Genomic DNA, 23,430 nt, shown 5'->3' on the forward strand with positions numbered 1-23,430 from the left:
GGCATTCGCGATGTCGCCGCCGAGCGGGAACTCTCCGCTTCAACCGGCATTCTTTGCCATCATTTGAGCAAAGTTGGATGCTCCCATGAATGAGTTGCAATGGTGAATACCGCGGTGAATGCCAACTGGGCACGGAGCGGAATTGAGCCGACGGCGACGGCCCCCGAATCCCCTTGGTTTCCGCCGGGATTCGAGGGCCGTCGTGTCATGCGGGCGCCGTCCGCTAGATGACGATGCTCAGCAGCGCCGCCACCACGAAACCGGCCACGGACAGCACCGTCTCCAGGACCGTCCAGGACTTCAGCGTGTCGCTCTCGGAGATGCCGAAGTACTTCGCCACCATCCAGAAGCCGCCGTCGTTGACGTGCGAGGCGAAGATCGAGCCCGCCGAGATGGACATGATGACCAGGGCCAGATGGGCCTGGGAGTAATCGCCCTCGGAGAGCATCGGGGTGACGATGCCCGCCGTCGTGACGATCGCGACCGTCGCCGAGCCCTGGGCCACCCGGAGCACCACCGAGATCAGCCAGGCCAGCACGATGACCGGCAGCCCCGCGCTGTCGAAGGCGTCGGCCAGGGCCTGGGCGACACCGCTGCCCTTGAGGACCGCGCCGAAGACCCCGCCCGCGCCGACCACCAGGAGGATGTTGCCCACGGGCTTGAGGGAGGCGGTGGAGACGGTCTCCAGGGACTTGCGGGACCAGCCGCGCCGGATGCCCAGCAGGTAGTAGGCGAGCAGCAGGGCGATCGTCAGCGCCACGAAGGGGTGGCCGAAGAACTCGATGACCGAGCGGCCGGTGCTCGGGTCCAGCGCGACGGAGGAGAAGGTCGCACAGAGGATCAGGACCAGCGGGGTGCCGATGATCCCGAGGACCGTGGCCACCGAGACCGGCTGCTCCGCAGGGGTGGTGCCGGCCGCGCGCTGCTGGGCCGCGACCGCCTCCCGGGACTCCTCGGCCGCCTCGACCATGTCCTGCGGTACGGGCACGAAGATGCGGTTGCCGATCCAGGCCGAGTAGCCCCACGCGGCCAGCACCGACGGGATGCCCACGACGATGCCCATCAGGATGACCCAGCCCAGGTCGACATGGAGCAGTCCGGCCGCGGCCACCGGGCCGGGGTGCGGCGGAAGGAAGGCGTGGGTCATGGACAACCCCGCGAGCAGCGGCATCGCGTAGAGCAGGATCGACTTGCCGCTGCGCTTGGCGGCCGCGTAGACGATCGGCGCGAGGACGAAGATGCCGACGTCGAAGAAGACGGGTATGCCGAAGATCAGGCCGGTGAGCCCCATCGCGAGCGGCGCCCGCCGCTCCCCGAAGAGGCCGAGCAGCCGGGCGCTGAGCGCCTCCGCGCCGCCGGAGACCTCCAGGATCGCGCCGAGCATGGTGCCCAGGCCGATGATGATGGCTATGTGGCCGAGGATGCCGCCCATACCGGATTCGATGAGCGAGACGGCGTCCGACTTCTGGACCGTGCCGAAGAGTTCGGTGACCGAGAGACCGGCGGCCAGACCAACCGCGATGGAGACGCCGAGCAGCGCCACGAAGGGCTGGAGCCGGACCTTGATGATCAGGTAGAGCAGTAGCGCGATACCGAGGGCGGCGACGGTCAGCAGACCGGCGGTGCCGTCGATGAGGGCGAGCAGACCACCGGTGTGCGGTGGTGTCTCGGCAGCGGGAGCGGCCGCGAACATCATGGGGTACTCCGGGATGTGGGTAGGGGGTATCGCCGCACGGCGGGGGGCCGCGCGCTGAGGGAGCCTGGGGCAGAACCTGGGTGCGGGTGATCAGTGCTCGAGCTTCCGGCGACGGGGACGGTGAGGACGAGTCAGGGGTGGAACCCGCGGCGGGCGGGGAATGCTCCCGCCCGCCGCGGGGGTTCGGGGTCGGCCCGAAGTCCGGGTCGGCCCAGAGTCCGGGGGTCGGCCCAGAATCCGGGGGTCGGTCCAGAGTCCGGGGGTCGGCCCGGAGTCTGGGGGTCGGTCCGGGGGTCGGCCCGAAGTCCGGGGGTCAGCCCAGGACGGCGAGGGCGTCGATCTCGATGAGCAGACCGGCGGGGAGGCCGACGTAGACCGTCGTACGGGCGGCCGGGACCTCCTTGAGGTCGGCGAAGAACTCGTTGTAGATCTCGTTGAGTTCGGCGAAGTGGCCGGTGTCGGTGAGGTAGATCCGCACCATCACCACGTCCTCCCAGCTCGCGCCGCCCTCCTCCAGCACCGACTGCACATTGCGCAGGGTCTGGAGGGTCTGCTCGCGCAGGCCCGGCCCGACGGGGGCGGGGGCCTGGCCCGGGACGGCGGGGCCGAAGCCGACCTGACCGGCGACCTGGAGGATGTTCCCCTTCTTCACGCCGTGGGAGAACTTGGCGGGCGGGGCGGTGTGGGTGGCCGGGGTGATCGCGGTCTTCTGGAGCTTCTCGGTCATGAGGAGGTCTCCTCGGCTCTCTTCTCGGGTGTTTCGGCTGTTACTTGGGAGGGGTTCTGCGAGGCGTGGGACACCGATGCGGACGCCGGCCCGCCGCCCGAGTATTCCCGGCTGATCTCGTCCGCCGTGCGGCGCACCAGCGGCAGCAGGGAGAGCAGTTCCTCGGCCCTGACCACGACATTCGGCGCCGACACCGAGCAGGCGGCGACGACCCGGCCGTCCGTTCCCCGGATGGGTGCCCCGACACAGTTGATCGACTCCTCGTGGCCGCCGAAGTCGGTGGCCCAGCCCTGTTCGCGCACGGTCGCCAGCTCCTTGAGGAACGCGGCGGCGTTCGGCGTCGAACGGGCCGTGTACGCGGGGTAGGTGAGCCGCTCGGCCAGCGCCCGCCGCTCGGGCTCGGGCAGATCGGCCAGCAGCAGCTTGGCCACGGCGGCGACCGTGATGGCCACGGGCTTGCCGATCCGCGAGTACATCCGCACCGGGTAGCGGCTCTCCACCTTGTCGATGTAGAGCACCTCGTTCTCCTCGTACACCGCGAGATGCACGGTGTGCCCGCAGCGTTCGTTGAGCGTCACCAGATGGGGGTGGGCGATCTCGCGTACGTCGAGGTTCTCGACCGCCTCCTGCGCGAGCGCGAAGAGGCGGGCACCGAGGCGGTAGCGCTGGTCCTGCTGGCGGTAGACCATGCCGTGCTCGTGGAGGGTGCGCAGCAGCCGCAGCGCGGTCGACTTGTGCACGCCCAGCCGCGTGGCGACCTGCTCCAGATTGGCCGGCCCCTCCGCCAGCAGCGGCAGGATGCTCAGCGCTCGGTCGACGGTCTGGCTCATGGGTCGGTTACCTCCACCGCTGCGGTCTCGGCCCACTTTTCGGCGGGACTCGGCAGATCTGTCCAGCCGGGGCCGAATCGCAGTGTGCCCCACCGCGTGGCATCGAGTGCCACCAGGTGGTCGGCGCGGTCCCGGGCGGGCGGGGCGCCGAGGTCGCCGGGGACGGTGAGCACGGCGGCGGCCATGAGGTGGCCGTGGCGCAGCCGCTCGGCGACGGGCAGTCCGCGCAGGGTGCCGGAGAGGAAACCGGCGGCGAAGGCGTCGCCCGCGCCGACGGGGGCGACGACATCGACCCGTAGGGCGGGTTCGAAGGTGATGGCGTCGGTGCCGTCCGGCCGGCGGGCGTAGGCGGTGGCCCCGGCGCCGCCCTGCTTGACGACCAGCACCTCGGGCTCGGGCAGCGCCGCCCGGATCGCCTCGGGGCCGCGCACCCCCCAGACCGCCTCGGCCTCGTCCTCGCCGACGAAGACGAGGTCGCAGCGGCGGGCGAGGCCGAGGAGGACGGCGGGGCCGGATTCGGCGTTCTGCTCGGCCTCCCCCTTCCGCCAGAGCGAGACCCGGTAGTTGAGGTCGAAGGAGACGAGGGGACGGCCGGGGGCGCGGACGGTGAGCTCGCGCATCAGGGCCCGGCAGTCGCCGGAGAGGGCCGGGGTGATCCCGGTCAGATGGAGCACCCGGCCGGACCAGGCCCGCTCCCGGGGGATGAGCTCGGGGGACATGGCCGCGGCGGCGGATCCGGCCCGGTAGTAGACCACCTCGGCGAGCGGCTCGGTGGGGCCGCCGTCGGCGGTCTCGGAGTCGGCTGTCCCGGAACTGGCCGTCCCGGAGCTGGCCGTCCCGGAGTTAGCTGTCCCCGAGTTAGCCGTCTCGGAGCCGACGGCCCGCTCCCCCGCCGTACGGAAGTAGATACCGGTGGGGCGGTACGGATCGCGCTGGACGTACGCCGTGTCCACGCCGGTGGCCGCGATCTCCCGTACGAGGTGCTCGCCGAAGCCGTCCATGCCCACCCGGCTGATCCAGCGCGCGCTGTGCCCGGCCAGGGCCAGGCCACAGGCGACGTTGGACTCGGCGCCGCCGATGCCCCGGGCGAAGGAGGGGACATCCGCCAGCCGGCCCGGACGGGACGGCACGAAGGTCACCATCGACTCGCCGAGACATACGACGTCAACATCGACGGCGTCGGCGTCGGCGTCGGCGACGCCGTCGGCGGGCTCGACGCTGGAGAGAGGGGACACGGTCGGTCTCGCTCCTCGTGGATGGACGGATGGGGGGTCAGCCACACACCGTTGACCCGGTGCTGGGCGGGATGTTAGACAGCGCTAAGCGTTATGCGCAATGAACGTTGCAGAGATTGCAACCGGAATCGTTATGGAGGCGCTCCATGGCCACCGACCACAGCGACCAGGCCGTCGCCGCCCTCGCCCGGGAGCGCGTCGACCACCGCTTCAAGGGGCTGCCGCCGAACGCCGAGGGCCTCACCGTCGGCGAGCTCGCCGCCGAGCGGCGCTCGCTGTTCACCGGCGGCTTCACCACGCCCGTGCTGGCGCTGTCGGCCGAGGCGCTGGAGCACAATCTGGTGGCGATGGAGCGCTACTCCGCCGCCCATGGGCTCGCCTTCGCCCCGCACGGCAAGACCTCCCTCGCCCCTCAGCTCTTCGAGCGCCAGCTCGCCCACGGAGCGTGGGGCATCACCGCGGCCGTCCCCACCCAGGTACGGATCTACCGGGCCTTCGGCATCCAGCGGATCTTCCTCGCCAACGAGGTCGTCGACGCCGCCGCCCTGCACTGGCTCGCCGCCGAACTCGACGCCGACCCCGACTTCCGCTTCATCGCCTACGTCGACTCGGTGCGCGGTGTGGAGCTGATGGACGCGGCACTGCGGGAGGCGGGCGCGCGGCGGCCGGTCGATGTGGTCGTCGAACTCGGCGGGGGCGAAGGCGCGCGCACCGGGATCCGTACGGAGGCGGAGTGCGCGACGGTCGCCGACGCGGTCGCGGCCACCGGGACCCTGCGGCTGGTCGGCGTGGCCGGCTACGAGGGCGAGGTGCCGAAGCCGGACGGCGAGCGGGTACGGGCATGGCTGCGACAGCTCACCGCGCTGGCCGCGGACTTCGACGCGGCGGGCCGCTTCGAGGGGGTGGACGAGGTGGTCGTCAGCGCGGGCGGCAGCGCGTGGTTCGACGCCGTGGCGGACGTCTTCGCGGAACTGCCCACACTGTCCCGGCCCGTACTGAAGCTGCTGCGCTCGGGGGCGTACGTCTCCCACGACGACGGCCACTACCGGCATCTCACCCCCTTCAACCGCGTCCCGGAGGAAGGCGAACTCCACCCGGCCTTCCGCCTGTGGGCCCAGGTCGTCTCCCGCCCCGAACCCGGCCAGGCGTTCCTCAACGCGGGCAAGCGGGACGCGGCCTACGACCTCGACATGCCCGAACCCCAGCTCATCCGCTCCGCCCGCGACGCCACCACCCGCCCCGCCACGGGCCTGGCCGTCACGGCCCTCTCCGACCAGCACGCCTGGGTCACCGTCGCCGACGGCACGGACCTGGAAGTCGGCGACTGGGTCGGCCTCGGCCTCTCCCACCCCTGCACCAGCTTCGACAAGTGGCAGCTGATCCCGGTGGCGGAGGCGGACGGCACGGTCACGGACTACATCCGCACGTTCTTCTAGCCCACCCACCCGCCCTTTTCCGGGGCCACGCCCCAAACCCCACCGGGGCTACGCCCCGCCCCCCCCACCGGGGCTACGCCCCAAACCCCACTGGGGCCGCGCCCCGGCCCCCGCTGAGGCTTCGCCCCGGACCCGCCAGCCGAGACCCGAAACCCGGGACCGGCCCGACAACCCGCCCGGGGCCGCCGGTGGCCAACACCAGCCCCCACCAGGGTCGTCAGCCCCATCGGAACCCCGCCCCGAACCCTGCCGGGCGGGGACCCGAAACCCGGAACCAGCCCGGCAACCGCCCAGGGCGCGGCTCCGGGCCCCGGGCCCAGCGATTTGGTCCCGGCCCGGAGCCCCGGAGCGGCGCCGGGGGCTCCCTCGGGCAGGCGCTACGTGCCATAGGCGCCCGGCTCGCGGAAGCCCTTGGAACCTGCGCCAGGCTCGGGCGGGGAGAACGGGCGCCGGGCCCGAGGTCGGGCCCAGGCAAGCGCAGGCCACCCGGCTCGCGGGCCGCGAGGCCCGAGGCCGGGCCGGGGGCACGAAGGGCGTCGGGCCTGACCGAGCCCGGCCCCGAAACCCGGGACCGGCCAGCCGGAGCCCAGGGGTGGGGCAGGGGCCCGAACTCTGTCGGGCGGGGCAGGATCGGGTCGACAGCCCGCCCGGGGGCCGTCCAATGCTCCGGCGGGGTCGCCGCCCCGGGGCGGGTCCGACCGTCTCGGTCCCGGTCCGGGGCGGCGCCCGAAAACCCGGGACCGGCCCGGCCACCCACAGGCCGCCTCCCGGGGGGTGGGGAACCCGGGGGGGGGTTCCCACCGTGGGCAGAAGTGGGTGGGTGGGGAACGTACAGCGCGCCGTAGGCGCGATTGGCTGGAGGAGAGGGTATTTCATGGACCTGGTCATCCGGGACGCGCATGTCATCGACGGGACCGGACGGGCTCGCTACCGGGCGGACGTCGGCGTGGACGGCGGGCGGATCGCCGCCGTCGTGGCCGAGGGGAGCGGGGCACGGCCAACGGGCAGACGGGTCGTGGACGCCGACGGGCTCGTCCTCTCCCCCGGGTTCATCGACATGCACGCGCACAGCGACCTCGCGCTGCTCCGCGACCCCGACCACTCCGCGAAGGCCGCGCAGGGCGTGACCCTCGAGGTCATCGGCCAGGACGGGCTCTCGTACGCGCCCGTGGACGACCGCACCCTCGCCCAGATCCGTACCGCCATCACCGGCTGGAACGGCGGTGGGCCCGGAAGCACCGACATCGACTTCAGCTGGCGCACCGTCGGCGAGTTCCTGGACCGTCTCGACCACGGCTTCGACGGCCAGGGCATCGCGGTCAACGCCGCGTACCTCATCCCCCAGGGCACCGTCCGCATGCTCGTCCTCGGCTGGGAGGACCGTGCCGCGACGCCCGCCGAGGTCGGGCGGATGAAGGCGCTGGTGGCGGAGGGGCTGGAACAGGGGGCCGTCGGGCTGTCCTCCGGGCTCACCTACACCCCCGGGATGTACGCCTCCGACGCCGAACTCACCGAGCTGTGCCGGGTCGTGGCCGCGTACGGCGGCTACTACTGCCCGCACCACCGCTCGTACGGCGCCGGTGCCCTGCGCGCCTACGAGGAGATGGTGGCCCTCAGCCGGGAGTCCGGCTGTGCGCTCCATCTCGCCCACGCCACCATGAACTTCGACGTCAACAAGGGCCGCGCCCCCGAACTGCTCACCCTCCTCGACGCGGCGATCGCCGACGGCGCCGACATCACCCTCGACACCTACCCCTACCTCCCCGGCTGCACCACGCTCGCCGCGATGCTGCCCAGCTGGGCGGCCGAGGGCGGCCCCGACGCGGCCCTCGCCCGCCTGCGCGACGACGCCGAAGCGGAGCGCATCCGGCACGTCATGGAGGTGGACGGCGCGGACGGCTGCCACGGGGTGCCCATCGACTGGGACACGATCGAGATCTCCGGTGTGAGCGACCCGGCCCTGAGCCGCTACATCGGCAAAACGGTCGCCGCCAGCGCCCGCGAGCACGGCGAGGCCCCCTGGGTCACCGCCCGCCGCCTGCTCCTGGACGACCACCTGGGCCCGACGATCCTCCAGCACGTCGGGCATGAGGAGAACGTCCAGACGATCATGAAGCATCCGGCCCACACCGGCGGCAGCGACGGCATCCTGCACGGCGCCAAGCCGCACCCCCGTGCGTACGGCACCTTCCCTCAGTACCTGGGCCGCTACGTCCGTGAGCTGGGCGTCCTCACCCTGGAGGAGTGCGTGGCCCATCTCACCGCCCGCCCCGCGGCCCGCCTCCGCCTCCCCGACCGCGGGCAGATCCGCGAGGGCTACCGCGCGGACCTCGTGCTCTTCGATCCGGAGACGGTGGCGGCGGGCTCGACGTTCGAGGCCCCGCGCACCCTCCCGACCGGCATTCCGCACGTCCTCATCGACGGCCGTTTCATCATCGAGGACGGGCGGCGGACGGACGTCCTCGCGGGGCGCGCGATCCGCCGCGCCTAAGGGGTCCTTGCACTATGCCCACGCGGCGGAGCCGCATATCAACACAGCCCCGCGCCCCTTCGGGGCGCTGCCCGAACCGTAGCGGACTTCCTCTGACCTGCTGAGAACGGTCGCGGGGGCCGGGCCCGGCGGCCCAGCCCCCTTCCCACGAGCTTTCAGCGATCGGATCGTGCGGAGTCGAGCCCTACCGCGCACGCTTCGAGCAGCCCCTTGAGGCGCGGGCCGAAGTCGAGCGCGACATGGCCCCACCTCGGCTCCTGCTCATACAGCGCCGCGAGGGTGGGGGTCGGATGGGAGACCTGCCAGAACCCGGCGGCCAGCATGATCGCCGCCGCCAGCAAGTCGGCGATCTGCTCGATCGTCATGGTGCTCGCGCGATCCAGCGTGGTGGCGATCTCATCGTGGGCGGCGAAGGCGTTGGTCTTGTACCGGCGGGCCCGGTCGATGTCGACGTCGCCTTCGAGGTACAGCGTGACGTGCGTCTGGAGGTCGCAGAACACCGGTAGGGCGACCAGGGTCTCGCTGATCACCGCCGCCGTCCGCGCGGGCCCGAGGCCGGTGCGGTCCCCGGCCGCGCTCCTGATCGCGTCACGCCACTGGCCCCAGCTCCGCTCGGCCAGTTCGAGCAGCAGTTCCTCCTTGCTGGCGTAGTACCGCCGCACACCGGTGCGGTGCAGCCCGACCCGCTCGGTGACCGCCGCCAGCGTGACGTACCGGACGCCGCCGAGTTCGCGTGCGAGCGCCTCCGCCGCCTTCAGCAGATCGTCCGCACGGCGTGCTTTGTCTTCGGCCGATCGAGCTCGTTGATGCACCCCAGCAGCTTAACGCACGCGAAGATGCGTTACCCCCGTCCGTCGTGGTAGCGTCGATTTAACGCATCATGGGGTGCGTTACATCGAGAGGAATCGCCATGCAGGCCATACAGGTGACCCGGTTCGGCGAACCGGGTGTGCTCGCCCTCACCGAGCTGCCGGATCCGGCACCCGGCCCCGGCCAGGTCGCGATCGATGTGACCCACGCCGCCGTCGGCCTCATCGACGTCTACATCCGGCAAGGGCTCTACAAGGACCGGGAAGGGCTGCCGCAACCGCCCTACGTTCCCGGTCTCGAGGTGGCCGGCACCGTGCGCGCGCTGGGCGAGGGAGTGACCGGGTTCGCGCTCGGGGAGAAGGTGGTGTCGCTCTCCTCCGGCGATGGGCAGGGTGGGTACGCGTCGGTGTTCATCGCCGATCAGGCCAGTGTCGTCTCGACGGAGGGCCACTCCATCGACCCCGCCCTCGCCGTCGCCGCGATCCCCAACGCGCTGATGGCCCATGTCGCGCTCACCCGCGCCGGCCGCCTGTCCGAAGGCGAGAGCGTCCTCGTCCACGGGGCGCTGGGCGCGCTGTCGGCCGCCTTCCCCGGCATCGCGCGGCAGCTGGGCGCCGCACGGGTGGTCGGCACGGTCCGCGCCGAGCGGATGGCAGCGGCGGCGGCCACCAAGCTGCCGTACGACACCGTCGTCGACTCCGCCCGGCTGCCGGACGCCCTCGACGGTGAGAAGTTCGATGTCATCGTCGACCCGGTCGGCGGTCTCGTGCGCACACGGAGCCTGGACCTGCTCGCCCCCTCTGGCCGCCTTCTGCTGGTCGGCAACGCCAGCGGCGACTGGAACCACGGCATCGACGGCAACCGGATCTGGTACGGCAACTTCACCGTCACCGGGTTCAACTCCGGCGGCTATCTGCCGACGCACCCGGAGACCTTCGCACCGGCCGCGCGGGCCGCGCTGAAGGCGGTCGCCGACGGCCTCGCCGACGTGGAGATCGAAACGCTCGCCCTGGCGGACGCCGCCACCGCGCACCAACGGCTGGAGGACCACTCGGCCAACGGCCGTATCGTCCTCACCCCGTGAGGACGACGGCCCCGTGCGGGGCCACCGCCCCCGTGCGGGCGACAAGCCCCTGAGCGGATCGGCGGAAGTCGGCCGCGGTTCGGTGGCGCCCCGAAAGGGGCGCGGGGCTGTGCCGATATGCGGCTCCGCCGCGCGGGCGCGACCGGCGCCACGACGGCGCCGCGGACGATCGACGGCAGGTCAGGGCACTTTCAGCGGAGCGCTCAGGCCGCCGTGCCCCGCAGCTCCGCGTCCACGAAACGCCGCAGATGGCGCCGGGCGTCGGCCACGGTCAGCGCGGGCACCTGGCGGAGGCGGCGCAGAGCGAGGCCGTCGGCCAGGGCCGAGAAGCGGAGGGCGAAGTCGGCCGGGTCCTCGCAGTGGAACTCGCCCTCGACACGGCCCCGTTCCACCAGGGCCCGGATCTCCTCGTGCCAGCGCTCGTACCGTTCGGCCTGGCCACGGGCGAACGTCTGGTCCCGTTCGCCCGCGTTCCAGTAGTCGAACCACATCCGCCAGTGCCGGTCCGTATCGTCCGTGAAGAGCGCGTCGATGAGCAGCCGCAGCCCCTCCGGCCCGCTGGTGGCCTTCGCGGCGGCCTCGCTGAGCGCCGCGTAGTAGCGCTCTATATGCAGCACCATCGCCTCGGAGAGGACTTCCTGCACGCTCTCGAAGTGGTACGTGACCGTGCCGACCGACACCCCCGCCGCGGCCGCCACCTCGCGCACCCCCACCGCCGCGGTGCCGCGCTCGGCGATGAGCGGCACCGCGGCCTCCACGATCAGCCGGCGGCGCACCTCGGTGGGCTGCCGGGTGCGGGCGGAGGCCGCGACGGCGCGGCGCGGCGGGCGGCGTTCGGAACGGGACGTCACGCGGACGTCCTCGGCGTGGTGCGATGCCATGCGCGCGTGACCACTGTCTCTCCGTTCGCCCGAGCCTCGATGCTGCTGTCCATGATGAATTCCTCCGCCGTGGCACGCAGTTCCACGGCGGTGACGACCTCCGCGTCCCAGCCCCCGCGCCGCAGCCGGATGGTCCACCGAGAGCTTGCCACGGCCGACAGCGGATCGCCGGATCGGATGCGGTAGGTCTCGCGGGCGCTCTCCTCGTAGCGCAGTCCGTCGGGATACGTGCGCGAGCCCCCGTAGTTGGGGTCCACGTCCAGCACCCACTCCCCCGTCGCGACGTCATGGGTGACGAGGCGCTCGGGGCGGGCCCCGACGGGCGGGTCCACGGTCACCGCGAGCGGCGGGGCCTGCTCGGGCGACTCGAAGACGATGGGCGGACGGCCCGCGTCGGCGCCCGGATCCCGTACGGGCAGCAGCAGCGCGCTCCGGCCGGGCCGTACGGTCAGCCGGCCGCGTTCGCCGTGCGGCCAGACCCACGGCCAGTACGCATCGGAGACGGCGACCCTGATGCGGTGGCCGGGCGGGAAGGCGTACCCCGTGGCGTTCAGCTCGAACTCCACGTCCTCGTACGTCCCCGGCTCCCACTCCACCGCCCGCTCCCGCCCCTTGCGGGACAGCAGATTGAGCACCCCACGGGTGACCAGGGTCGAGGAGCCGTCGGGCGCCACATCGCAGACCCGGGCGATGACATGGGCGCGCGGGGTGGCGCTGTCCAGCCGCAGCCGCACCCGCGCCCGGCCGAGGATCTCCACCCTCCCGGTCAGCGGCGCCGAGTCGAAGCAGACCGAACGGCCGTCCTCCTCGCGCTGGTCGGGCGGCAGATCGGTGGCGTTGCCGAAGGGGAAGAAACGGCCCGCGTCCAGCCCGGTGTGCAGCGGCGAGCGTACGATCACCGGCTCGTCGTCCCGGCCGCCGAGCGGGCGTTCGTCCCAGCTGACGGACGGCGACGGCCAGGCGTCCTCGCCGACCCAGCGGCCGGGCATGGTCGGGTACGAGGTGGCGGGCGGCACCGGGTCGTTGATCCAGGCGCGGAGCATCGGCTCGTCCAGCACACCGGTCGGCTCGTCCTTGAGCCAGTGGTCCCACCAGCGCAACGTCTCCTGGAGGAAACCGATCGCCGGGCCCGGCGGCAGCCCCCGGTCCGGGTACTGGTGCGACCAGGGGCCGATGAGCCCGCGCACCGGCGCGTCGAGGTGCTCCAGCAGGCGCAGCACGGTGTCCCGGTACGGATCGGCCCAGCCGCCGACCGCGAGCACGGCGGCCTCGATCGCGCCGTAGTCCTCGCAGACGCTGCCGTGCCGCCAGTAGTCGTCCCGCTCCTGGTGGGCGAGCCAGGTGTGCAGATACGGCTCGAGCGCGTCGAGCCGCTCCCGCCACATCGGCAGCCAGCGGTCCTCGCCGACCGTGGCCGGGTGCGGGGGGCGGGCGGTGAACGCGAGCATCGTCCCGGCCCAGGCGAGCATGTCGATGCCCAGGACGGCGCCGCCGGTGTAGTGGACGTCGTTGTCGTAACGGTCGTCCGTGGAACAGACCGTGACGATCGCCTTCAGCGGCTCCGGGCGCAGGGCGGCGATCTGAAGCGAGTTGAACCCGCCCCAGGAGATCCCGAACATCCCCACCTTGCCGGTGCACCACGGCTGTCGCGCCAGCCAATTGACGACATCCACGCCGTCGGCGAGCTCGGTCGCGGTGTACTCGTCGAGCATCACGCCCTCGGAGTCCCCGCTGCCGCGCAGATCGACCCGTACGGAGGCGTAACCGTGCCCGGCGTACCAGGGGTGACGCTGCGCGTCGCGCGGGGCCGTCCAGTCGCTCTTGCGATACGGAAGGTATTCCAGCAGGGCGGGGACGGGGGCGGTCTCCGCGTCTGCCGGCCGCCAGATGCGGGCGTGCAGCCGCGTCTTCCCGTCCCGGGTGGGGATCCATACGTCCTCGACGTGGACCTCGCGGTCGAAGGTTTCGCGGTACTTCACGTATCTCCTCTGCCTGGTGTGTTGTCCACGGCCGGTGAACGCCTCCGGCAACAAGCCCCCACCCCACCCCTCCCCGAAACCAAGGGCCCAGCCCCTGCACCCCGCTCCTCAATCGCCGGAGAGGCTTGAGCCACGCCCCGCGGCTTGATCGCGCCCCAGACGCTCCGCCGGGCAAGGCTCCGGCCACACGCCTGCGGCGGACCTTCCCCCACCCCACCCCACCCCTCCCCGAAACCAAGGCCCCAGCCCCTGCACCCCGCTCCTCAAACGCCGGAGAGGCTTGGTCTGCGCCACGGCAAGCTGGGCGCGAGCCAAAGACTCCACCCGGCGGGGCGCACGGCACCTGGTTGTGGGCAATCGTCCCGCAGGGCGGGACGGGTGGGCACAACCCGCCCGCCGGGCCGCACCTGGCGACGAAAGCCCAGGGTTCAGGGGCCCGCCCCTGCGGCAGGCAGTCCCAGGGCTCCGCCCCCGGACCCCGCCCCTCAAACGCCGAAGGCGCTTGTCGGTTGTGGGCAATCGTCCCGCGGAGGGGGCACCTCCCAGCGGTAGCTGGGGGAGGGACGGATGGGCACAACCCGCCCACCGGGCCGCGCCCGGCGGTGAAGCCCTGGGCTTCACCCTGCGGGGGCCGGGGCGGAGCCCCGGTTCGGGAAGGGGCGGGGTGGGGGCTAACCATCCGCCGACCGCCAGCGCCGCACCCGATGCCCCCCACCCAGCTCATCCCAGACCGCATCCGGCTCAGCCGCGTCCTCCCAGCCCTCGACCACCGCCACCACCCGCCCCACCCCCCGCTCCGGCTCCGGCCCCGGCTCCAACGCCGCCGCCATCAACTCCCGCGTATACGGGTGACCGGGATCCGCGAAGACCACATCCGTCGGCCCCTCCTCCACCACCACCCCGTGCCGCAGCACCACCACCCGGTCGGCGATCCCCCGCACCACCGCCAGGTCATGGCTGATGAACAGGCACGCCAACTCCCGCTCCCGCCGCAGATCGTCCAGCAGCCGCAACACCTCGGCCTGCACGGACACATCCAGCCCCGTCGTGATCTCGTCCGCGATCAGCACCTCCGGCTCCCCGGCCAGCGCCCGCGCGATCCCGATCCGCTGTCGCTGGCCGCCGGACAGCTGCGCGGGCAGCCGGTCGGCGAAGTCGGGGTCGAGGCGGACGTCGGCGATCAGCTGCCGGGCCCGCGACGCCGCCTCGCCCCTCGACCCCGCCGTACCGAAGAAGCGCAGGGGCCGCCGTACCGCGTCGCCCACCGAACGCCGCGGATTGAGCGAGGTGTCGGCGTTCTGGAAGACGAGCTGAACGGTGCGGCGCAGAGCGAGCGGGCGCCGCCGCGCGGGCACCCCCAGATCCCTATCGCCGCCGGGCGAGGCGCCGGGCGAGGCGCCGGACCGGCCGCCGGGCGAACCGCCAGCCGAGCCGCCGGGCGAGAGGCCGGGCGAACCGCCGGGCGAGCCGCCGGCCGAGCCGTCAGACGCAGCACCGGACAAGTCGGCAGAGGGGCCGCCGGAAGCACCACCGGACGAACCGCCCGACGAGCGGCCGGCCACAGCGCCCGCCGAGCCCTCAGCCGAGCCCCCTGCCGCACCACCCGGCAAACCCCCCGCCACCGCCCTCATCCGCCCGCCCGAAGGCACCCGCAGCCCCGCCAACGCCCACGCGATCGTCGACTTACCGCTTCCCGACTCGCCCACCAGGGCCAGCACTTCCCCGCGCCGCACGCTGAAGGAGACCCCGTCCACAGCCCGTATGGCGGTGCCGTAGTCGATCGTCACGTCCCGTACGGACACCGCCTCCGCCGCGTCCGCGGGCACCTCCGCCCTGGGGCGGATCTCGCGTGTGCCGTCCTCGCCGACCAGCGCGAGTCCGGCGTCCGTGACGCGGGGGACGCTGGACAGCAGACGGCGGGTGTACGGGGCGGCGGGGGCGGTGAAGAGGCGGCGGGTGGGGGCGGCTTCGACCACGCGCCCGGCGTGCAGCACACACACCTCGTCGGCCATGTGCGCGACCACGCCGAGGTCATGGCTGACCAGCACCGCGGCAAGGCCGAGTTCTTCGCGCAGGGCGCCGATCAGGTCGAGCACCCCGCGCTGGGTGATCACGTCGAGGCCGGTGGTGGGCTCGTCCAGGACGAGCACCTTGGGCCGGGCCGCGATGGCCATGGCGATGGCGACGCGCTGCTGCTGTCCGCCGGAGAGTTCGTGCGGATAGCGGCGGGCGAGCTCGCGGGGGCGCGGCAGCCGGACCTGTTCCAGGAGCTCCGTGACGGGCACTTCGCCGCCCGCCTCCGCGATCTGCCGTCCGATCCGCATGGACGGCGTCAGCGCGTGGCCCGCGTTCTGGGCGACCATGGCGACCGTACCGCCGCGCAGCCGCCGCAACTCCCGCGCGGAGAGCGCGAAGACATCGCGGCCGTCCACGGCGACCCGCCCACCCGTGATCCGCGATCCATGCCGCAGATGCCCCAGCAGCGTCGCGGCGACCGTCGATTTGCCGCTGCCCGACTCGCCGACCAGGGCCAGCGTCCGGCCTGGGCGCACCGCCAGCGACACCTCGTGGACGACGGGCACCTCGCGCCCGCCGGAGCGGTAGGCGACGGACAGCTCGTCCGCGGAAACGATGGGGGCCGGAAGCGATGTCATCACGCGCCCTCCCTGATCCGGTCCACGCCCCACGCCTTGGACAGGCCGTCGGCCGCGAGGTTGAGCCCGACCACCATCGTGGCCAGGGCGATGATCGGCGCGAGGCTGGCCATCGGGACGACGGTGATGGCGGTGCGGTTCTCCGAGACCATCAGCCCCCAGTCGGGGGTGGGCGGATCGGCGCCGAAGCCGAGGAAGGACAGCGAGGAGATCAGCAGCACCACCCAGGAGGCCCGCATCGCGAATTCGACGCACACCACGTCGGTGATGTTGGGCAGCACCTCGCGCCGCAGGATCGCCCAGGTGGACTCTCCGCGGGCGCGCGCCGCGGTGACGTAGTCCTGGGGGACGACGGCGAGCGCGGCGCCGCGCACGACCCGCACCACCTGGGGTACGCAGACGACGGCGATGGCCAGCACGATGACCGAGGATCCGGTGCCCAGCGCGGTGACGATCACCAGCAGGACGAGGATCGCGGGGATGGACAGCACCGCGTCCAGGACGCGCATCAGCAGATCGTCCAGCCAGCCGCCGCGCAGCGCGGCCGCGCAGCCGAGGACGGCGCCGAGGGCGATGGTGAGGACGGTCGCGGTGACGGAGACGCCGAGCGCGTACCGCCCGCCGTACAGCACCCGGGTCAGCACATCGCGCCCGTACTGGTCGGTGCCCGCCCAGTGGTCGGCGCTCGGCCCGAGCAGCGCGTGCGAGGCGTCGCCGGTGGTGGGGTGGTACGGGGTGAGCAGCGGCGCGAGCAGCGCGACCACCACATGGACGGCGACGATCGCGAGCCCGATGGCGGCGGGGCGGGAGGAGCGCACGGTGCGCCAGGTGCGGGCGGCGAAACCGGACCGCACGGGCGCGGACGGCGGGACGGCGGCGGGGGCAACGCCCGCGGATGCCTTCAGGAAGCTCATCGGATCCTCCCTCCTCGGGTGCGGAGCCTGGGGTTGAGGGCCATGGAGCCGATGTCGGCGGCGAGGTTGCAGACGACGTAGACGACGGCGCTGATGAGGGCGATGGCCTGGATGACGGGCAGATCCCGGTTCTGGACGGAGGTGAGCAGCAGCTTGCCGATGCCGGGGTAGTTGAAGACGTTCTCGACCACGGCGACCCCGCCGACCAGCCAGGCCACATTGAGCGCGATGACGTGGAGCGTGGGCAGCAGGGCGCTGGGCAGCGCGTGCCGGGTGACCACCCGCCAGGTGGACAGCCCCTTGAGCCGGGCGGTGGTGACGTATTCGCTCGCCATGACGTCGATCACCGAGGTGCGGGCCATCCGCACGATGTACGCGGCCATGACGATCGCGAGCGAGGCGGCGGGCAGCCAGACCGCCGGGAGCAGCTGTCCGACCCCGGCCCCCGGTCCGTACAGCACCACGGCGGGTAGCACCGGCACGGTGACGGAGAAGGCGAGCACCAGCACGGTGGCCACGACGAATTCGGGGACGCTCATCCCGATCAGGCTGACCGTGGAGATCAGGTGGTCGGGCCAGCGGTCGCGGTAGAGCCCGGCGAGGATGCCGAGGACGAGGGAGCCGGTCACCGCGAAGAGGACGGTGACGACGGCGATCAGGGCGGAGTTGCCGAGGTGCTGGGCGACCTCGCCGCCCACCGGTTTGGTGGTGACCAGCGAGGTGCCGAAGTCGCCGTGCAGCGCGCCCTTGATCCACTCCGCGTACCGCTCCCAGGCGGGCTGGTCCAGCCCCATCTGCTTGCGCAGCGCGGCGACCGCGTCGGGGGTGGCGTCCCTGCCGAGCACCTGGGTGGCCACATCGCCGGGCAGCGCCTGGACGGCCAGGAAGACCAGGACCGAGGAGAGCAGCAGGGTGCCGAGCGCGGCGACCACCCGGCGGACGAGGAAGGTGAGCATGCCGCTCATGCCCCCTTCAGGCCGATGTGGAGGTAGTCGAACTCGAAGCCGTGCTCGGCGTAGCCGCGCACCTTCCGGGAGATCCCGACGAGCCGGTCGGCGAACATCGGGGTGATCGCCCCGCCCCGCTCGATCACGAGCGTCTGCGCCTGTCCGTACAGCTCACGCCTGCGGTGCTCGTCGATCTCCCGGCGGGCCCGGTCGAGCAGTGCGTCGAACTCCTTGTCGGACCAGGCGGTCTCGTTGTACGAGGAGCCGCCGCGGAAGACCTGGTTGAGCAGCTGGTCGATGGGGCGCCCGGTGTACCAGTAGGTGGCCATGAGCGGCTTCTTCATCCAGATCTGGGTGTAGTACGAGTCGGCGGCCGCCGTCCTGACCCGGATCCGGATGCCCGCGCGCCCGGCCGACTCCTGGTAGGCGAGGGCCATGGGCGTGAAGATCGGGTCGTACGCGGAGGTGTAGAGGTCCACCGCAAGCCGCTCGTACCCGGCCTTCTTCAGCAGGTGGCGGGCCTGCTCGGGGTCGTGGGCGGGGTGGGCCGCGAGGTGGGCGGGGTCGTTCGGCGGGACGGGGTTGTCCCAGCCGGCCGTGCCCGCGCCCTGGAGGGCGGCCTTCAGGATGTGCGCCGGGTCGTAGGCGAGCTTCATCGCCTGCCGCACCCGCACATCGGTGAAGGGCTTCTCGGTGGTGAGCATCGGCAGCACGTACCACTGGGCGTTCTCGGCGCGGGCGATGGTGGCGCGGTCGGAGGCGGCGATGACCCTGGCGGTGGCGAAGTCCAGATTGGTCTGGGAGAGCAGATCGACCTGCCCGGCGAGCAGGGCGTTGGAGCGGGCCTGCATATCGGCCACGGTGTAGAAGTCGATGGCGTCCAGCACCGGGCGCCCGGCCCAGTGGTCGGGGTAGGCGGTGACCCGGCCGGGCCCGGCGGCGGTGAAGGAGGCGAGCCGGAAGGGGCCGGTGCCGATGCCGGTGCGGCCGATGGAGCGCGCGCTGCCCTCGGGGACGACATAACAGTTGTAGTGGGTCAGCAGGCTGGGGAACTCGGCGTGCGGGCTCTTCAGCGGAACGATCAGGGTGTGGGCGTCGGGGGTGCGCAGCCGGGCCGGGTCGACCAGCGGGGACAGCACGGGGGCCTGTGGGGAGGCGGTCGCTTTGTCGAGGATGTGGCGCAGCGTGTAGGCGGCGTCGGCCGAGGTGAAGGCGCGGCCGTCGTGGAAGGTGACACCGCGGCGCAGCCGGAAGGTCCAGGTGGTGGCCTTGGCGTCGGGCTCCCAGGACTCGGCGAGGTCGGGGGCGACGGCCCCGTCGGACCCGATCCGGACCAGGCGGTTGTAGAGCGCGCCGAGGTATTCGTACGCGGACAGCGCGCTCGCCGGATCGAGGGTCTCGGCGTCGGAGGCGGGCGGCCGGGCGATGCGCAGCGTGCCGCCGCGGTCGGGGCGCCCGGCCGGGCCGCGGGTGGGCACGGCCCTGGACGGGGACGCGGAGGCGGCTCCCGAGCAGCCGGTCAGAAGGGCGGAGCCGCCGAGCGCGCCGCCGGCCGCCGCGGCGGTGAGGACCGACCGCCGCGGTATCCCGGCCGCGGCGTGGGCTGTTCGGTGGGAGATCTCGGACATCAACGGGGACATGAACGGGGGTACCCTTCCCTTACTCGTTCAGCCGAACGATTGGGTGAAGTGCGTGAACGATAACCACGCAACCCGTTCGGGCCAACCCTTCTTTCGCGGAAATTAACGCCGGAAACAGACTCGTTATCCGCGCGAGTCATCCGCGCGAGGTGCCGCTCCGGGGCGGCGCACGGGGTCGCGGCCGCCACCACCCGGCGCCCCCGTACACGGTCCACGTGGCGAAAAACACCGAGCGGCCCCGGATGCTCCGCCGTAAGGTGGCCGACATGCAGGTGATCCAGTCCACAAAGCTCGCCAACGTCTGCTACGAAATCCGTGGCCCGGTGCTCGAGGAGGCGATGCGACTCGAGGCGGCAGGACACCGCATCCTCAAGCTCAACACCGGCAATCCGGCGACCTTCGGCTTCGAATGCCCCCCGGAGATCCTCGAGGACATGCTCCGCAACCTCGGCGACGCCCATGGCTACGGCGACGCCAAGGGGCTGCTGACCGCGCGGCGCGCGGTGATGCAGCACTACCAGACCCAGGGCATCGACCTCGACGTCGAGGACATCTTCCTCGGCAACGGCGTCTCCGAGCTGATCCAGATGTCGATGCAGGGGCTGCTGGACGACGGCGACGAGGTCCTCGTCCCCGCCCCCGACTATCCGCTGTGGACCGCCGCGGTCTCACTCGCCGGCGGCACCGCCGTCCACTACCGCTGCGACGAGCAGTCGGACTGGCTGCCGGACCTCGCCGATATCGAGCGCAAGGTCACCGACCGCACCAAGGCGCTCGTCATCATCAACCCCAACAACCCCACGGGCGCCGTCTACGGCGAGGAGACGCTGCGCGGCCTCACCGATATCGCCCGCCGCCACCGGCTGATCGTCTGCTCCGACGAGATCTACGACAAGATCCTCTACGACGGGGCCACCCACACCCCGACCGCCGCCGTCGCCCCCGATCTGCTGACCCTCACCTTCAACGGGCTCTCCAAGGCGTACCGGGTGGCGGGCTACCGCAGCGGCTGGCTCGCGGTCTGCGGCCCCAAGGCGCACGCCGCCAGCTATCTGGAGGGGCTCACGATCCTGGCCAATATGCGGCTGTGCGCCAATATGCCGGCGCAGCACGCGGTGGCCACGGCGCTCGGCGGCCGTCAGTCGATCAACGACCTGGTGCTCCCCGGCGGCCGGCTGCTGGAGCAGCGGGACACGGCGTACGATCTGCTGACCCAGATCCCGGGCGTGACCTGCGTGAAGCCCAAGGGCGCGCTGTACGCGTTCCCCAAGCTGGACCCCAAGGTCTACAAGATCAAGGACGACCGGCAGATGGTCCTTGATCTGCTGCGGGCCGAGAAGATCATGATCGTGCACGGCACCGGGTTCAACTGGCCCGAGCCGGATCACTTCCGTATCGTCACGCTCCCCGCCAAGAAGGATCTCGCCGACGCGGTGACCCGAATCGGAAACTTCCTGGACGGCTACGGCCAGCCCTGAGTTTGGGGCTCCTGTCCTTTTGATTCCTGAGCATTCGGCTCCTGAGCTTTTGACTCCTGATCTTTTAGCCGCCGCTCAACTTTAGACAGCGTCTAAGTTAGGATGGCCTCCTGACCCCTTGGAGGCCATCCATGTACGAGCCGATCCGCACCAAATCGGTCCACAGCATGGCCGAGCTCAAGCCCGACTTCCCGCATCGCTCCCGCGAGGAAGAGCTGGACATCCGGCTGGCCGGACATCTGACCGCGCTGCTCACCGTGACGGACGAGCTGCGCGCCCTCACCCCGGACCTCGGCCTCGACGACGCCGCCGAGCGGCTCGCCGACCAGGCCGCCCGGCTGCGCGACGGCCACGCCCCACTGCGCGCCGCGCCCTCCGCCACGGAATCGGACCCGGCGCATATCGCCGCCCTCCACCAGCGCGCCCACACCCTGGCCGGATGGGCCCTGGTCGTGGCCACGTCACGCGAGGACGCGGCGGTCACGGAGCTGGCGGCCGAGCGGCTGCGGTCCCATGCGAGCGCGCTGGGGCTGGCGGCGTGAGGACGGCGGCGAGCACGGCCGTATGAGCGCACGCATGAGCGCGGCATGACATGAGCATGGGCTGGGGCCCGCGTATGAGCATGGGGCGGGGCCCGCGCACGAACATGGGCTGGGGCCCGCGCACGAGCGCGGGCCCCGTCCCGTCGAGCGGCGCGGTACGGCTCAGCCCAGGCGCTTCACCAGCGCGTGGTACTCATCCCACATCTCCTTGGGCGTGTGGTCACCGAAGGTGTTGAGGTGATCGGGCACCAGAGCCGCCTCCTCGCGCCAGACGTCCTTGTCGACCGTGAGCAGCAGTTCGAGCGAGGCGTCGTCGAGGTCCAGGCCGTCGGTGTCCAGCGCCCCGGGCGCCGGCAGCACCCCGATCGGAGACTCCACGCCCTCGGCCGTGCCGTCCAGGCGGTCGACGATCCACTTCAGCACCCGGCTGTTCTCACCGAAGCCCGGCCACACGAAGCGCCCGCCGGCGTCCTTGCGGAACCAGTTGACGTAGTAGATCTTCGGCAGCTTGGCGGCGTCGGCGTTCTTGCCGACCTTCACCCAGTGGGCCATGTAGTCGCCCATGTTGTAGCCGCAGAACGGCAGCATGGCGAACGGGTCGCGGCGCAGCTCGCCGACCTTGCCCTCGGCCGCGGCGGTCTTCTCGCTCGCCACGTTGGCGCCGAGGAAGACACCGTGCTGCCAGTCGAAGGACTCCGTCACCAGCGGAACGGCGCTGGCCCGGCGGCCGCCGAAGAGGATCGCCGAGATCGGCACGCCCTTGGGGTCCTCCCACTCGGGCGCGATGATCGGGCACTGACCGGCCGGCACGGTGAAACGGGCGTTTGGGTGGGCCGCGGGCGTCTCGCTCGCCGGGGTCCAGTCGTTGCCCTTCCAGTCGGTCAGATGGGCGGGCGGCTCCTCGGTCATGCCCTCCCACCACACATCGCCGTCGTCGGTGAGCGCCACATTGGTGAAGACCGAGTTCCCCCACAGGGTCTTCATCGCGTTGGCGTTGGTGTGCTCACCGGTGCCGGGCGCGACACCGAAGAAGCCCGCCTCGGGGTTGATCGCGTAGAGCCTGCCGTCCTCACCGAACCGCATCCAGGCGATGTCGTCGCCGATCGTCTCGACCGTCCAGCCCCGGACGGTCGGCTCCAGCATCGCGAGGTTGGTCTTGCCACAGGCGCTCGGGAACGCCGCGGCCACGTACTTGGCCTCCCCGCGCGGCGGGGTGAGCTTGAGGATCAGCATGTGCTCGGCGAGCCAGCCCTCGTCCCGCGCCATCACCGAGGCGATGCGCAGGGCGTAGCACTTCTTGCCGAGCAGGGCGTTGCCGCCGTAGCCGGAGCCGTACGACCAGATCTCCCGCGTCTCCGGGAAGTGCGAGATGTACTTGGTCGAGTTGCACGGCCAGGGGACGTCGGCCCGGCCCGGCTCCAGCGGGGCACCGAGGGAGTGGACGGCCTTGACGAAGAAGCCCTCGTCCCCGAGGACATCGAGGACGTCCTGCCCCATGCGGGTCATGGTGCGCATGGAGACGGCCACATAGGCGGAGTCGGTGATCTCGACGCCGATCGCGGACAGCGGCGAGCCGAGCGGGCCCATGCAGAAGGGCACGACGTACATGGTCCGGCCGCGCATCGAACCCCGGAAGACGCCCTGCTCCCCCGCAAAGATCTCGCGCATCTCCGCGGGGTGTTTCCAGTGGTTGGTCGGGCCGGCGTCCGCCTCCTTCTCGGAGCATATGAACGTACGGTCCTCGACGCGCGCCACATCGCTCGGATCGGATGCGGCGTAGTACGAGTTGGGGCGCTTGATCGAGTCAAGGCGCTTGAAGGTGCCCTTCTCGACGAGTTCCGCGCACAGGCGGTCGTACTCCGCCTCCGAGCCATCGCACCACACCACTTGGTCGGGCTCGGTGAGGGCGGCGATCTCGCCGACCCAGGAGACGAGCTCCTGGTGGCTCGTGGGGCTCGGGGTGGTGAGGGAGGAAGCCACATTGCTGGGCGCCACGATCGCTCCATCCCGCCGGAGCCGCACTCGCTCCGGCGTCATGATTGAGGGTTTTGGACGGATATGTGCACTCATATCCGATTATGGAGAC

17 protein-coding genes are annotated in these 23,430 nt (G+C 71.9%); 5 read left to right on the forward strand and 12 right to left on the reverse strand.

All coding sequences use genetic code 11. The annotated features are described in order from the left end of the window. Window positions 1-223 precede the first annotated feature (223 nt). The 4 genes from AB0E24_RS03220 to AB0E24_RS03235 all read right to left on the reverse strand — a co-directional run bounded on the left by AB0E24_RS03220 (window position 224) and on the right by AB0E24_RS03235 (window position 4,395). Window positions 224-1,696 carry a GntP family permease gene (locus tag AB0E24_RS03220; protein WP_069864583.1) on the reverse strand — a complete coding sequence of 491 codons (1,473 nt, stop codon included), beginning with the start codon at window positions 1,694-1,696 and terminating at the stop codon, window positions 224-226. Between the two features lie 313 nt (window positions 1,697-2,009). Then, the gene (locus AB0E24_RS03225) at window positions 2,010-2,423 is read right to left on the reverse strand and encodes a RidA family protein (protein ID WP_079258784.1); all 414 of its coding nucleotides are present in this window, start codon (window positions 2,421-2,423) and stop codon (window positions 2,010-2,012) included. Continuing rightward, complete coding sequence (locus AB0E24_RS03230) at window positions 2,420-3,253, reverse strand: IclR family transcriptional regulator (protein WP_359374596.1); 834 nt, start codon at window positions 3,251-3,253, stop codon at window positions 2,420-2,422. The genes AB0E24_RS03225 and AB0E24_RS03230 overlap by 4 nt, the downstream gene beginning before the upstream one ends. Further along, window positions 3,250-4,395, reverse strand: a complete 1,146-nt coding sequence (locus AB0E24_RS03235; protein WP_359374780.1) for a sugar kinase — start codon at window positions 4,393-4,395, stop codon at window positions 3,250-3,252. Before AB0E24_RS03235 ends, AB0E24_RS03230 begins: the two co-directional genes overlap by 4 nt. A 239-nt stretch (window positions 4,396-4,634) precedes the next feature. Between AB0E24_RS03235 and AB0E24_RS03240 the strand changes: the two genes are divergently transcribed. Together AB0E24_RS03240 and AB0E24_RS03245 are read left to right on the forward strand one after the other, a co-directional pair. After that, window positions 4,635-5,924: an amino acid deaminase gene (locus AB0E24_RS03240; RefSeq protein ID WP_359374598.1), complete on the forward strand. Its 1,290-nt coding sequence runs from the start codon at window positions 4,635-4,637 to the stop codon at window positions 5,922-5,924. Window positions 5,925-6,798: 874 nt separating this feature from the next. Next, complete coding sequence (locus AB0E24_RS03245; protein WP_359374600.1) at window positions 6,799-8,415, forward strand: N-acyl-D-amino-acid deacylase family protein; 1,617 nt, start codon at window positions 6,799-6,801, stop codon at window positions 8,413-8,415. A 155-nt stretch (window positions 8,416-8,570) separates the two neighbouring features. Here AB0E24_RS03245 and AB0E24_RS03250 read toward each other — a convergent pair whose 3' ends face one another. Then, complete coding sequence (locus AB0E24_RS03250; protein ID WP_107474548.1) at window positions 8,571-9,227, reverse strand: TetR family transcriptional regulator; 657 nt, start codon at window positions 9,225-9,227, stop codon at window positions 8,571-8,573. 98 nt (window positions 9,228-9,325) lie between these two features. Here AB0E24_RS03250 and AB0E24_RS03255 point away from each other — a divergent pair, with 98 nt between their 5' ends. Beyond that, window positions 9,326-10,309 (forward strand): quinone oxidoreductase family protein, encoded by a 984-nt coding sequence (locus AB0E24_RS03255; protein WP_102937420.1) that lies wholly within the window; start codon window positions 9,326-9,328, stop codon window positions 10,307-10,309. 203 nt (window positions 10,310-10,512) lie between these two features. On the opposite strand, the gene AB0E24_RS03260 is transcribed toward AB0E24_RS03255, so the two are convergent. The 6 genes from AB0E24_RS03260 to AB0E24_RS03285 form a co-directional block, all read right to left on the reverse strand. Then, on the reverse strand, window positions 10,513-11,160 hold the full coding sequence (locus AB0E24_RS03260; protein ID WP_231981315.1) for a TetR/AcrR family transcriptional regulator: 648 nt from the start codon (window positions 11,158-11,160) through the stop codon (window positions 10,513-10,515). Further along, a complete protein-coding gene (locus AB0E24_RS03265; RefSeq protein ID WP_359374602.1) occupies window positions 11,157-13,169 on the reverse strand; it encodes a CocE/NonD family hydrolase in 2,013 nt (670 codons plus the stop codon). Before AB0E24_RS03265 ends, AB0E24_RS03260 begins: the two co-directional genes overlap by 4 nt. A gap of 671 nt (window positions 13,170-13,840) precedes the next feature. Then, window positions 13,841-15,823, reverse strand: a complete 1,983-nt coding sequence (locus AB0E24_RS03270; protein WP_359374604.1) for a dipeptide ABC transporter ATP-binding protein — start codon at window positions 15,821-15,823, stop codon at window positions 13,841-13,843. Continuing rightward, complete coding sequence (locus tag AB0E24_RS03275) at window positions 15,823-16,737, reverse strand: ABC transporter permease (RefSeq protein WP_187286920.1); 915 nt, start codon at window positions 16,735-16,737, stop codon at window positions 15,823-15,825. Before AB0E24_RS03275 ends, AB0E24_RS03270 begins: the two co-directional genes overlap by 1 nt. Further along, a complete protein-coding gene (locus AB0E24_RS03280; RefSeq protein ID WP_147967460.1) occupies window positions 16,734-17,693 on the reverse strand; it encodes an ABC transporter permease in 960 nt (319 codons plus the stop codon). Before AB0E24_RS03280 ends, AB0E24_RS03275 begins: the two co-directional genes overlap by 4 nt. Before the next feature lie 5 nt (window positions 17,694-17,698). Further along, window positions 17,699-19,324, reverse strand: a complete 1,626-nt coding sequence (locus AB0E24_RS03285; protein WP_186000237.1) for an ABC transporter substrate-binding protein — start codon at window positions 19,322-19,324, stop codon at window positions 17,699-17,701. A gap of 266 nt (window positions 19,325-19,590) precedes the next feature. Here AB0E24_RS03285 and AB0E24_RS03290 point away from each other — a divergent pair, with 266 nt between their 5' ends. Continuing rightward, window positions 19,591-20,802, forward strand: a complete 1,212-nt coding sequence (locus AB0E24_RS03290) for a pyridoxal phosphate-dependent aminotransferase (protein WP_069865530.1) — start codon at window positions 19,591-19,593, stop codon at window positions 20,800-20,802. 131 nt (window positions 20,803-20,933) lie between these two features. Further along, window positions 20,934-21,344, forward strand: coding sequence for an SCO4983 family protein (locus AB0E24_RS03295; RefSeq protein WP_359374606.1), 411 nt, complete (start codon window positions 20,934-20,936; stop codon window positions 21,342-21,344). 162 nt (window positions 21,345-21,506) lie between these two features. Here AB0E24_RS03295 and AB0E24_RS03300 read toward each other — a convergent pair whose 3' ends face one another. After that, window positions 21,507-23,339, reverse strand: coding sequence for a phosphoenolpyruvate carboxykinase (GTP) (locus AB0E24_RS03300; protein WP_359374608.1), 1,833 nt, complete (start codon window positions 23,337-23,339; stop codon window positions 21,507-21,509). Window positions 23,340-23,430: the final 91 nt, after the last annotated feature.

Source organism: Streptomyces malaysiensis subsp. malaysiensis (genome assembly GCF_040653035.1).
In the GTDB taxonomy this organism is placed as follows: domain Bacteria; phylum Actinomycetota; class Actinomycetes; order Streptomycetales; family Streptomycetaceae; genus Streptomyces; species Streptomyces malaysiensis.